The organism is Serratia sp. JKS000199, from assembly GCF_900215455.1.
Lineage (GTDB): Bacteria > Pseudomonadota > Gammaproteobacteria > Enterobacterales > Enterobacteriaceae > Serratia > Serratia ureilytica.
Map to the genome: position 1 here is coordinate 2,662,927 of NZ_LT907843.1, position 12,184 is coordinate 2,675,110.

At 60.9% G+C, this 12,184-nt stretch carries 12 protein-coding genes; 11 read left to right on the forward strand and 1 reads right to left on the reverse strand.

Translation table 11 applies throughout. The features are described from left to right. Nucleotides 1–300: 300 nt before the first annotated feature. The 4 genes from CPH57_RS12720 to CPH57_RS12735 are packed head-to-tail and all read left to right on the forward strand — an operon-like array spanning nt 301 to nt 4,402. Nucleotides 301–2,040 (forward strand): fatty acyl-AMP ligase, encoded by a 1,740-nt coding sequence (locus tag CPH57_RS12720; protein WP_096242417.1) that lies wholly within the window; start codon nt 301–303, stop codon nt 2,038–2,040. Next, entirely contained in the window at nt 2,037–2,951 is a 915-nt protein-coding gene (locus CPH57_RS12725) for an NAD(P)-dependent oxidoreductase (RefSeq protein WP_096242418.1), read from the forward strand. Before CPH57_RS12720 ends, CPH57_RS12725 begins: the two co-directional genes overlap by 4 nt. Nucleotides 2,952–2,982: 31 nt before the next feature. Next, nucleotides 2,983–3,243: an acyl carrier protein gene (locus CPH57_RS12730; protein ID WP_015378483.1), complete on the forward strand. Its 261-nt coding sequence runs from the start codon at nt 2,983–2,985 to the stop codon at nt 3,241–3,243. Continuing rightward, nucleotides 3,230–4,402 (forward strand): aminotransferase class I/II-fold pyridoxal phosphate-dependent enzyme, encoded by a 1,173-nt coding sequence (locus tag CPH57_RS12735; protein ID WP_033643763.1) that lies wholly within the window; start codon nt 3,230–3,232, stop codon nt 4,400–4,402. The genes CPH57_RS12730 and CPH57_RS12735 overlap by 14 nt, the downstream gene beginning before the upstream one ends. A 66-nt stretch (nt 4,403–4,468) precedes the next feature. Here CPH57_RS12735 and CPH57_RS12740 read toward each other — a convergent pair whose 3' ends face one another. Further along, a complete protein-coding gene (locus CPH57_RS12740; protein ID WP_096242419.1) occupies nt 4,469–5,200 on the reverse strand; it encodes an ATP-binding protein in 732 nt (243 codons plus the stop codon). Between the two features lie 368 nt (nt 5,201–5,568). Here CPH57_RS12740 and CPH57_RS12745 point away from each other — a divergent pair, with 368 nt between their 5' ends. The 7 genes from CPH57_RS12745 to lptG all read left to right on the forward strand — a co-directional run bounded on the left by CPH57_RS12745 (nt 5,569) and on the right by lptG (nt 12,157). Then, a complete protein-coding gene (locus CPH57_RS12745) occupies nt 5,569–6,294 on the forward strand; it encodes a hypothetical protein (RefSeq protein WP_150130713.1) in 726 nt (241 codons plus the stop codon). 30 nt (nt 6,295–6,324) lie between these two features. Then, nucleotides 6,325–7,119 carry a hypothetical protein gene (locus tag CPH57_RS12750; protein WP_096242421.1) on the forward strand — a complete coding sequence of 265 codons (795 nt, stop codon included), beginning with the start codon at nt 6,325–6,327 and terminating at the stop codon, nt 7,117–7,119. A gap of 72 nt (nt 7,120–7,191) precedes the next feature. Beyond that, on the forward strand, nt 7,192–8,529 hold the full coding sequence (locus CPH57_RS12755; protein WP_004935553.1) for a lipopolysaccharide biosynthesis protein: 1,338 nt from the start codon (nt 7,192–7,194) through the stop codon (nt 8,527–8,529). Beyond that, nucleotides 8,526–9,395: a hypothetical protein gene (locus CPH57_RS12760; RefSeq protein WP_033643767.1), complete on the forward strand. Its 870-nt coding sequence runs from the start codon at nt 8,526–8,528 to the stop codon at nt 9,393–9,395. Before CPH57_RS12755 ends, CPH57_RS12760 begins: the two co-directional genes overlap by 4 nt. Nucleotides 9,396–9,415: 20 nt before the next feature. Continuing rightward, entirely contained in the window at nt 9,416–9,982 is a 567-nt protein-coding gene (locus CPH57_RS12765) for a YtfJ family protein (RefSeq protein WP_047575559.1), read from the forward strand. A 28-nt stretch (nt 9,983–10,010) separates the two neighbouring features. Then, nucleotides 10,011–11,081: an LPS export ABC transporter permease LptF gene (gene lptF / locus CPH57_RS12770; protein ID WP_096242422.1), complete on the forward strand. Its 1,071-nt coding sequence runs from the start codon at nt 10,011–10,013 to the stop codon at nt 11,079–11,081. After that, nucleotides 11,078–12,157, forward strand: a complete 1,080-nt coding sequence (gene lptG, locus CPH57_RS12775; RefSeq protein ID WP_096242423.1) for an LPS export ABC transporter permease LptG — start codon at nt 11,078–11,080, stop codon at nt 12,155–12,157. Before lptF ends, lptG begins: the two co-directional genes overlap by 4 nt. Nucleotides 12,158–12,184: the final 27 nt, after the last annotated feature.

Here is a 12,184-nt window from a genome sequence, read left to right on the forward strand (position 1 = left end):
TATGAGCAGACAGGTATTTCCTGCCCGACAGATGCAGACTAAAGAACGGCGAACCTCGGGTATTACAATCACCTCTCGTATATCTCCAGGTCGCCGCTCAAGGCTGATAATGCAGGCCGCTCACGCGCTACCGGGTTAATAACCGGCGTGCCGCTCAAGTACGGCAATATACGCAATTCGCGGAATGAAGATGGTTGAATAACAAACTTATTCAAAACCTATTCATAGTAAAACATCAATTACCTCGCCAAGAGTGATTTAACTCTTTTGGTGATTTTTAATCTATGGCTAAGTTTGTCTATGTCTGAAACAAGTTCCGTTCATTCTCTTCCCATGCGCTATGCGGACTTCCCCACTTTAGTGGACGCGTTGGATTACGCGGCGCTCGGTAATACGGGAATGAATTTTTACGATCGGCGCAATCAACTCGTGACCGTTCTCGATTATCGCACGCTGCAGCAAAAAGCGATCTCGGGCGCGCGGCGTTTATTGTCCCTGAAGCTCAAGAAAGGCGATCGCGTGGCGCTTATCGCCGAAACCAGCGCGGGGTTCGTCGAAGCCTTTTTCGCTTGCCAATATGCCGGCCTGGTGGCGGTGCCGTTGGCGATCCCGATGGGCGTGGGCCAGCGCGACTCCTACACCGCCAAACTGAAAGGGCTGATCGCCAGCTGCAACCCAGCGGCTATCATCAGCAGCGAAGAGTGGACGCCGCTCATCGCCTCCGCCACGGAAAACGCGTCAGCGATGCACATCCTCAGCGACGCGGATTTCAACGCATTGCCGGAGCCGGAGATCGCGCTGCCGGCGCCTTCGCCCGACGATATCGCCTATCTCCAATACACTTCGGGCAGCACCCGCTTCCCGCGCGGCGTGATCATCACCCAGCGGGCGGCGATGGCGAACCTGAATGCGATCAGTCGCGACGGGATCAAGCTGCGCGCGGGCGATCGCTGCGTGTCGTGGCTGCCCTTCTATCACGATATGGGCCTGGTCGGTTTCCTGCTGACGCCGGTGGCGACCCAGCTGTCCGTCGATTATCTGCGCACGCAAGATTTCGCCATGCGCCCGATGCAGTGGCTGAAACTGATCGCCAAGAATCGCGGCACGGTGTCCGTCGCCCCGCCGTTCGGCTACGATCTGTGTCTGCGCCGCAGCAACGCCAAAGAGCTGGCCGATCTGGATCTCTCCAGTTGGCGGGTCGCCGGCGTGGGCGCCGAGCCGATCCCGGCCGAGCTGCTCAGCCAGTTTGGCGAACACTTCAGCAGAATCAACTTCGACAGCAAAGCCTTCATGCCGTGCTACGGGCTGGCCGAGAACACCCTGGCGGTGAGCTTTTCCGATCCTTGCTCCGGCCCGCAAACCAACGCGGTCGACCGCGATATTTTGGAGTACGAGGGTAAAGCGGTCGCGCCGGGCAAAAAAACCCGCGCCGTCTCGACCTTCGTCAACTGCGGCCGTGCGCTGCCCGGCCACCGCATCGAGATCCGCAGCGAAACCGGGCAACCGCTGCCGGAGCGCCAGGTCGGCCATATCACGATTTCCGGCCCCAGCCTGATGAACGGCTATTTTTGCGATGCTGAGTCCCAGCAGCAAATTCAGGTGACCGGCTGGATGGATACCGGCGATCTGGGCTACCTGCTGGACGGCTATCTGTACGTCACCGGCCGCAAGAAGGATTTGATCATCATTCGCGGCCGCAATATCTGGCCGCAGGATATCGAGTACGTCGCGGAATCCGAACCGGAAATCCGTTCCGGCGATGCGATCGCCTTCGTGACCGAAGAACACGACGAAGCGGCCAGGATCATTTTGCAGATCCAATGCCGAGTCAGTTCGGAAGAGCGCCGGGAGCAGATCGTGCATTCGCTGAGCGCGCGCATTCAAAGCGAATTCGGCATTGCGGTGGACATTGAGCTGCTGCCGCCGCACAGCATTCCCCGCACGTCGTCGGGCAAACCCGCCCGCGCCGAAGCCAAGAAACGCTGGCTGAGCGCTTCGCTCTACCCGCAAATGCCGCAGTTGGCCGGTTTCGCGCAATGAGCGGCACCGTGGCGGTGACGGGCGCGACCGGCTTTATCGGCCGGCATATCGTCCGGGAACTGCTGGCGCAGGGGTTTAGCGTGCGCGCCCTGACGCGGCAAGCCGACAAAGCCGCCGCGGACAACCTGCAGTGGATCCCCGGCGCGCTGGAAGATCGGCCTTCGCTCACCGAACTGGTGCGCGGCGCCGAGTGCGTCGTGCACTGTGCGGGCCAGGTGCGCGGGCATGCGGAAGCGGTGTTCACCCGCTGCAACGTGACCGGCAGCCTGAACCTGATGCAGGCGGCCAGGCAAAACGGCCGCTGCAATCGTTTCTTGTTCATGTCATCGCTGGCGGCGCGCCATCCGACGCTGTCCTGGTACGCCCATTCAAAACAGGCCGCCGAGCAGCAATTGATCGCCGCCTCGGGCGAGATCGCGCTGGGGATTTTCCGCCCGACGGCGGTTTACGGGCCGGGCGATAAAGAGCTGAAACCGCTGTTCAACGGCCTGCTGCGCGGCGTGCTGCCCCGGCTGGGCGCGCCTGACGCCAGACTCTCTTTTCTGCACGTGAGCGATTTGGCGAAGGCGGTCGGCCAATGGTTATTGGCGCAGCCCGCGCAGCCGAATATTTACGAACTGTGCGACGGCGTGGCCGAAGGCTATGACTGGCTGCGCCTGCGGGACATCGGCGCCGCCGTGCGTCACGGGCCGGTGCGGCTGGTGGGCATTCCGCTGCCGCTGCTGAAAGCCCTGGCGGATATCAGCGTGGTGTGGAACCGCCTGATAAAACAGGAGCCGATGCTGACGCGCAGCAAAATACGCGAATTAACCCATCAAGACTGGTCCGCCAACAATCAGGCGCTGTCGCAACAGATTAATTGGTTTCCACAGGTGAGTTTGGAACGCGCGCTGCGTGAAGGGCTGTTTTAATTATTCCAAGTAGAGGTGTGTCAACGTTCTTATGCTAAATCGCGATGCTGTAATGGATTATATCCTGACGTGTTTGCAAGGTATCGTCGAAGGCGGAGTGGAAATAAAACCTGATAGCGATCTCGTCAATGATCTTGGCCTGGAATCCATCAGAGTCTTGGATCTGCTGATGATGCTGGAAGATGAATTAGATATCTCCATTCCGATCAATATATTGCTTGATGTCAGAACGCCTGAGCAACTGCTTGACGCGCTGCGCCCTTATCTGGAGAAAAACCATGGGACTGTATGATAAGTTTGCGCGGCTCGCGGGCGATCGCGAACAGTTTCAAACCTCCGGCCTGAATCCGTTCGGCACCTGCATCGACGAAGTCTATTCCGCCACCCAGGGGCGCATCGGCGATCAAAAGATTGTCCTCGCCGGCACCAATAACTACCTTGGCCTGACGTTCGATGCGCAGGCGATCGCCGCCGGCCAATCGGCCCTGGCCGCGCTCGGCACCGGCACCACCGGCTCGCGCATGGCGAACGGCAGCTACGGATCGCACCTGGCGCTCGAACGGGAGCTGGCGGCATTCTTCGATCGCCCGAGCGCCATCGTGTTCTCCACCGGCTACACCGCCAACCTGGGCGTCATCAGCACGCTGGCGGGGCCGGGATCCGTGGTGTTGATCGACGCGGACAGCCACGCGAGCATTTACGACGCCTGCGCCCTCGGCGGCGCGGAGATTATTCGCTTTCGCCACAATGACGCCGCCGATCTGGAGCGCCGCATGGTGCGCCTGGGCGAACGCGCCCGCGAGGCGCTCATTATCGTGGAAGGCATCTACAGCATGCTGGGCGACGTCGCCCCGCTGGTGGAAATCGTCGATATCAAGCGGCGGCTCGGCGGGTATCTGCTGGTCGACGAAGCGCACTCCTTCGGCGTGATGGGCGAACACGGCCGCGGCCTGGCCGAAGCGCTGGGCGTCGAGCAAGACGTGGATATCATCATGGGCACCTTCAGCAAAAGTCTGGCTTCGATCGGCGGTTTCGCCGTCGGCGGCAAGGGGATGGACGTGCTGCGCTACAGCAGCCGGCCGTATATCTTTACCGCTTCGCCGTCGCCGTCCAGCATCGCGTCGGTGCGCACGGCGCTGCAAAAAATCGCGCGCCAACCCGAGCTGCGGGAAAAACTGTGGAGCAACGCGCACCGCCTGTATCACGGCCTCGCCGAGCTGGGCTATACCCTGGGGCCGCGCATCAGCCCGGTAGTGCCGGTGATGATCGGTTCGAAGGAGGACGGCCTGCGTTTCTGGCGTGAGCTGATCGCCCACGGCGTGTATGTGAATTTGGTGCTGCCGCCGGCCGCGCCGGCGGGCGTCACCCTGCTGCGCTGCAGCGTCAATGCCGCGCACAGCGATGAAGAGATAGACACCATCGTGCGCGCCTTTGCGGCGCTGAAAAAATAAAGCCTTCCCTCTCGGCCGCGGCGGCGGCGAAAACGCCATCGCCGCCCTGCCGAATCGCTGCGCACCTCAGTGCGCAGCCGGTGATGCCTCATCAGCCGAATAGCGATAACCCTGCGCCGCCATAAATTCCCCAATGGCTTTTTCCGCCGCCGAAAGCACCTCCTCGATCGGCCGATCGGCATCGAGATCCACGATGTCGGCGCCTTCGAAGGTCAATAACGGCGTGACGGCGATCTTCTTCTCCAGCGCCGCTTTGCGGTGATCGGGTTTACGGGCGCAGGCCACGTCCAGACTGACATTCAGCTTGAGCACCAGATCCGGTTTTTGCTTCGCCATCCACTGAAACGCCGCCCGCTCCCGCGCCGCCAGCCAACGGACGAAACGGCTGCCTTCGACATCGACGGGAAATACCGTGCCATCATAAGCGCCGGGGATTTGCGCCTGCGGAAAACGGTCGGTCAGCACGATGAACCCCTGCCGCCGAAACGCCAGCATGCGGCGAAACCGCAGCAGCCGCCGCCCCACGAAGGCGATGATCACCGCCGACGGCAACAGGCCGATGCGGGATTTTTTCGTTTTGACTTTTTTGGTATTGCTTTCGATAGCCTTGCCCACCGAGCGCCCGAGCAGCGGCAGTTTCGCCGCCGCGCGCCCGACGTTGCCCGCCTGTTTGCCCAGATGCACCTGCACCGCCGGGCCATAATGTTTCACATATTCGATCAGATGTTCACAAACGGTGGACTTACCCGATCCGTCGCTGCCGATAACCGCAATCAGCGGCGGAAATTTTGCATTCATAATCAGACTCTCTTTCAATACACCAGAAACGGCATGCCCTATTTGAAACGAAATATCGCTCACGGCCGCGACGGCAGCGCGAAGATAATTGCCATGACGCCGCGCCAAACCGCACAAAAGATTAAGCGAAAATGGAAAACCTCTGCTCTTTTTTCGCCGTCAGCCAGGCCGAAAGTTAACATAAAAAGCGAAACCGGCTTACGCCCGGCCAATTAGCACAAAATAACAAGAACGAACGCCATAAATATCAATTCAAATAACCAACAGGAATACCGAACCCATTATTTTATCGCGGCAAAGCACAATAAATATCTTGAACCCAAGGCGTATTGGAATACAATAGTTTTTTTCGCATTGGATTAATTATTGTGAGTCAGCAGATAAGACCTTCATCTGATCGCTCGCCCGTGCGCGTAATAGCGATAACCGGCTGTGACGGCTCGGGAAAATCCACCCTGGCCGCCAGTCTGGTCGAGGCCTTATCGGCGCAAGAACCTGCCGAACTGCTTTATCTCGGCCAGTCTTCCGGGCGTATCGGCGAATGGATCAGTTCGCTGCCGATTATTGGTGCGCCCTTCGGGCGTTATTTGCTGAAGAAATCGCAGCGCGTGCATGAGCGCCCTTCCACGCCGCCGGATAATGCCACGGCGCTGGTGATTTTTTTACTCTCCTATTGGCGCGTTTTTAAATTCCGCCGCATGCTGAAGAAAAGCCGCAGCGGCGCATTGCTGATCACCGATCGTTATCCGCAGGCTGAAGTGGCGGGGTTTCGTTTCGATGGCCCGCAGCTGGCGAAAACCGCCGGCGGCAATCGCTGGATACGCTGGCTGAGAAAACGCGAACAACGTCTGTACCACTGGATGGCGTCTTATCAGCCCTTATTATTAATTCGGTTGGATATTGACGAGCAAACGGCCTATTCACGCAAACCCGATCACTCGTTGGCGGCGTTGCGTGAAAAGATCGCCGTCATCCCGCACCTGACGTTTAACGGCGCTAACATATTGGATTTGGACGGCCGCGATCCGGCCAAGCATATTTTCGATGCCTCGCTGCGCGCCGTTAAAATATCGCTGAGGGCCGCCAATGCCTAGCCGCCAAATAACCTTTTCGTACCGAAACAGATGAAAAAAAATAAACTCACTGCCGCACAGGATACCTCTCCCGCCTGCATCACCGGGCTGATTGCCGTGGTGGGCAGCGACGGCACGGGCAAGTCCACGCTGACCGCCGATCTGGTGAAAAACCTGCAGCAGCATCGCCCCACGCAGCGCCGCTATTTGGGGCTGATCTCCGGCGAAGACGGCGACAAAATCAAGAAATTGCCGTTCATCGGCGTGTGGCTGGAGCGGCGCCTGGCGGCCAAATCCGATAAAACCCAGCGCATGAGCAACAGGTCGCCGGCGCTGTGGGCGGCGCTGATCATGTACGGCTTTTCGCTGTGGCGCGCCGCCAACCTGCGCAAGGTGCGGCGGCTGGCGCAGAGCGGCGTGCTAGTGATCAGCGATCGCTACCCGCAGGCGGAAATTTCCGGTTTTTACTACGATGGGCCCGGCATCGGCGTGGAACGCGCAAAAGGCCGGCTATTGCGCCGCCTGGCGGCGCGCGAACGCCGTTTATATCAACGCATGGCCGTCTATCGGCCGGAGCTGATCATTCGCCTGGATATCGACGTCGATACGGCGTTTTCCCGCAAGCCCGATCACAGCTATGAAGAGCTGAAAGACAAGATTTCCGCCATGGTGCGCCTGCAGTACAACGGCGCGCGCATCATCGAGCTGGACGCCAGAGCCCCTTACGACGAGGTGCTGAGCAACGCGCTCAACGCCATTTCCGCCGTGGTGAATCCCGCGAAACGCCCGCAGAGCGGCATCGGGCAACCCGGCGAAAACGCCGGTAAAGAAACTCAGGTTTATTAAAAAGATGCAGGGCAAGCGCATGAGTGCGGAACACAAGATGCACAAAAATAATGATGATGGCTGGTTTAAGTTATGAAACGATGGTTTTCCGATGGCGCGTTTCGTTCCATTTTACGTAATGCCGCCTATTTAGGCTCCGGCAGCGTCGCCAGCGCACTGCTTGGCCTGCTGGCGCTCTCCTGCGCCGGTAAGGGCATGTCGCCTGAAATGTTCGGCGTGCTGGTGGTGATCCAGGCCTATACCAAAGCGGTCAGCGATTTCATCAAATTCCAGACCTGGCAGTTTGTGGTGCAATTCGGCACCCCGGCGCTGGAGCATCAAAATACCGGGCGCTTCCGCGACGTCGTCGCGTTCTCCTTCGGCCTGGATATCGCCAGCGGCGTCATCGCCGTGCTGGGCGGCATGATCATGCTGCCGTTCTTGTCACACGCCCTGGGGCTGGACAGCGAAAGCTTCTGGCTCGCCATGCTGTACTGCACCCTGATCCCGTCGATGACCTCGTCCACGCCGACCGGCGTGCTGCGCGCCTTCAACCGCTTCGATCTCATCGCCATCCAGCAGGCGATCAAGCCGTTCCTGCAGGCGGTGGGCAGCGTCATCTCCTATTATTTCGATCTGGGGTTCCCCGGTTTCATCGTCACCTGGTACGCCTCTAACCTGATCGGCGGCACGCTGTTTTGGTGGTTCACCGCGCGCGAGCTGCGCCGTCGCGATATCCACGGCGCGCTGAGGCCGCGCCTGTTCAACGTCGCGCGCCGCATCGAGGGCGCCTGGAACTTCGTCTGGACCACCAACATCGCCCACACCATCTGGGCCGCGCGCAACTCCTGCACCACCGTGCTGGTGGGCGTGGTGCTCGGGCCGGCCGCCGCCGGGCTGTTCAAGATCGCCATGACCTTCTTCGATGCGACGGGCACCCCGGCCAAGCTGCTGGAGAAAAGCTTCTATCCCGAGATCATGCGTTTGGATCCGCGCACCAAGACCCCGTGGCTGCTGGGCCTGCGCTCTTCGTTGCTGGCCGGCGGCATCGGTCTGGCCGTCGCGGTGTTGATGTTGCTGGTGGGCAAGCCGCTTATTTCCGCGGTCTTCGGGCAGCAATACCTGGAAGCCTATGACCTGATTCAAATCATGCTGGGCGCGATCATCGTCTCGATGATGGGCTTCCCGCAGGAATCCTTGCTGTTTATGGCGGGCAAGCAGCGCGCTTTCCTGATCGCGCAGGCGACGGCCTCGGCGGCCTACATTGCGCTGCTGGTGTCGATGGCGTATGCCTTCGGCGTGCAGGGCGCCGCCTTCGCTTATTTACTGGGGCAATGTTTAGACGTGCTGTTATCCCTGATACCGACGATCGGCGCCTACCGCAATCGCTTTATGTTGGGGCTGAATGTGCCCAAAGAGAGTAATCAATGACCGCTAACACGAATTGGAAGAAGTTCTCCGCCGAAACCACCCAGGCGCTGTTTGTCGCGGTGGAAGAGGATGACCTGGTCGAGGCGAATATCAGCCTGCCGCAGCAGATCGATCTGGAATGCTCCCCCGAGAGCATCCGGGACAACTACGCGCTGTGCCTGCAGTTTTGGGAAGACGGCTTTTCCCGCCGCGAGCTGCTGCAACTGGTGAACGGTTTCCTGCAAGACCCGCAGTTGGCGGCGGCTACCCGCATGCGCTACAAATATATCCGCGCCCGCTATAAGCACCTGCGCTTCGCCCAGCAGCTGTACGGCGCGCCCCACCGCGCCAACCGCCTGTTCCACACCACCACCGTGGTGCTCGGCCATTTTCAGGACGCGTTTCGCAACGGCAACCAGAAGAACCTGACGCTTTACGGCAACCTGCTGCGGCTGCTGCTCAGCAAGCCGGTATGGTCTTACGTGCGCTATGCGCTACGCCACACCCGCCTGGAAAGCGCGCAGGGCTTTATCGCCTACCGCCAGGAGCAGATGCGCCAGCTGCAGACGCTGATCGCCGGCCCGGCGCTGACCGGGCATCAGTTCCACGACGTGCGCAAAATCGTCAGTCGCCAGGTGTCGTTTTACGACACGCTGAGATCGATCGATCCGGACAACCGCGAGGCCCGGCAGATCTCGCGCTTCCTGGCGGCGATTAACGGCCTGATGGGCGACCGGCACGACGTGATGGTGGCGGACAAGCTGGCCGGCGGCGATATCTATGACCGGCCGGCGACGCTGGACATCGATATCCGCCAGCGCCTGGAGCTGCTGCTGGCGCGTTTTCCGCTGTCGTTTTCCCCGTCGGCCGTCGCGGCCGGCAGATAAGCGCGTTGCCCGTAGCCATGATGACGTTACCTCGCTTGCTGGCCCTTGCGCTGCTGCTGTCGCCGCTGGCGGCGCCGGCACATAACTTCGTGCATGGCCGGCCGGTGGCGCCGATCGCCATCGCCGATCGCGGCGAGCTGCTACTGCGTAACGGCGATTTCAGCTACCGGCCGTGGAACAGCGCAAAACTGGCGGGCAAGGTGCGGGTGATCCAGTACATCGCCGGGCGCACCTCCGCCAAAAAGAAGAACTCGCTGCTGATCAACGCCGTCAAGGACGCGAACCTGCCGGGCGATCGCTTCCAGCCGACCACCATCGTCAACACCGACGATGCGATACCGGGCTCCGGCTTCTTCGTGCGCGGCAAGATCGAGAAAAACAAGCGGCATTACCCCTGGGCGCAGTTCATCGTCGACAGCGACGGGCTGGGGCGCATGGCCTGGCGGCTGCCTGAGGAGAGCTCCACCATCGTGGTGCTGGACAAGGCCGGGCGCGTGCAGTGGGCGAAGGACGGCGCACTCACCCCGCAGGAAGTTGACCAGGTGATCGCCCTGCTGCGCGCCCTGATCGCGCGGGAGGCGCCATGAAGCGCACGCCGCCGGGAGCCGATAACGCATGCCTTTGATTGAACGCTATATCACGGTTGAGATCCGCCGCCTGGTGATGATGATCGCCGGGTTTCTGATCTTCATGTTCGCCAGCTACTCCGCCCAGCGCTACCTGACCGACGCCGCCAACGGCACGCTGGCGCTGCGGGTGGTGGCCGACGTAGTTTTCTATAAGTCGCTGATTGCGCTGGAGATGATATTGCCCGTCGCGCTGTATGTCTCGGTGGCGGTGGCGCTGAGCCAGATGTACAGCGATGCGGAGATCACCGCCATGCTGGCCGCCGGCGCCAGCCCGTTGCGGCTGTACAAGGCGGTGCTGCTGCTCGCGGTGCCGCTGGCGATAGCGGTCACGCTGCTGTCGCTGTATGGCAGGCCCTGGGCGTACGCCAATATTTATCAGCTGCAACAACAGTCGCAGTCGGTGCTGGACGTGAGCCACCTGCAGGCCGACAAATTCAACGTCAGCGGCAACGGCCGCATGATCCTCGCCAATCACGTCGACAAAACGGCCAATCATTTGACCGATGCCCTGATTTATGTGCGCGGCGGCCATCACACCAACCTGTATCGCGCGCAGTCGGTGGAGGTGCTCGACGCCTCCCCCGCCAGCCCCGCCGTGCGGCTGAAAACCGGCACCGCCTATGTGCTGGATCGTGAGGGCGCTGACGACAACGGGCAGAATTACGACAACTTTGATATCGCGCTCAAACCGTTCGTGCTCAGCGCCGAGAGCCGGCACAAGTCGGCCTCGCCGGCGGAGCTGGCGCGCTCCGCCGATCCGGGCGATGCCGCCGAACTGCAATGGCGCGAGAGCCGCGGGCTGACCACCGTGCTGATGGTGCTGCTGGCGATCCCCTTTAGCCGCATCAAGCCGCGGCAGGGGCGCTACGCCGCGCTGCTGCCCCTGACGGTGCTGTTTACCGTAATTTTCTATGGCGGCAACATTTGCCGCACGCTGGTGGCCAACGGCTCTCTGCCGACGATCCCCGGCGTTTGGCTGGTGCCGCTGGCGATGGCTGTCGGCATCGCCCTGCTGCTGGCGCGCGACCTATCTCTGCTGCGGAAACCCTCCCGATGACTATTTTTGGCCGTTACCTGATCCGCAACGTGTTCATCGGCTTCGCCGCCGCGGCCGGGCTGCTCATCCCGCTGTTCACCACCTTTACGCTGATCAACGAGCTGGAGGACGTCACTCCGGGCGGCTACCGCTGGCAGCAGGCGCTGCTGGTGACCGTGATGACGCTGCCGCGCAGCCTGGTCGATCTGGGGCCGTTTATTGCGCTGCTCGGCGGCATCGTCGGGCTGGGGCAGCTGTCTAAAAGCCTGGAGCTGACGGCGATCCGTTCCGCCGGGATGTCGATATTCCGCATCGCGCTGGTGATGCTCGCCGCCGGGCTGCTGATGAACCTCTCGCTCGGCGCCCTCGATGAATGGGCCGCCTCGCCGCTGCAACAACGCGCGCTGCAGATGAAAAACAACGCGCTGGCGCAGTCGAACAGTAACGACGTCACCGTTAACCCGCTGTGGGCGCGGCGCGGCAACGAGTTTGTGACGGTCAAAACCGTCGATGAGAACGACCAGCCCCACGGCATAGAGATCTTCCGTTATCAGGCCAACCGCGCGCTGGAATCTTACATTTACGCCGACAGCGCCAGCACCGCCGCCGACGGCAACTGGCTGCTGCATAACGTGATGCAGAAAAGCTGGCAAGGCAGAAAGGAGACGATTGCGCGGCAAGACAGCCTGCTCTGGCGCTCGCTGTTCGCGGTGCCGAGCCTGAAAGAGCTGACCCTGCCGGCGGGCAGTTTCTCGCTCCAACAGCTGGATCGCTATATCGATTATCTGCAGGGCTCTGGGCAACCCAGCACCGAATACCGCCTGGCGCTGTGGAAAAAACTCGGCCAGCCTCTGCTGGTGCTGGCGATGATTTTGCTGGCCATCCCGTTTACCTTCACCGCCCCACGTGCGCCCGGCATGGGCAGCCGATTAGCGCTCGGCGTCATCATTGGGCTGCTGACCTACATCGCTTACCAGATCGTCCTCAATCTGGGGTTGCTGTTCGCCCTCAACGCGCCCTTCACCGCCCTCGCTCCGCCCCTGTTGCTCCTGGCGTTGGCGCTGGCGCTGGTTTATCGGTTTGATCGGCGGGGTTAGGCATTTTCCGAGGTTGATAAGGGATAA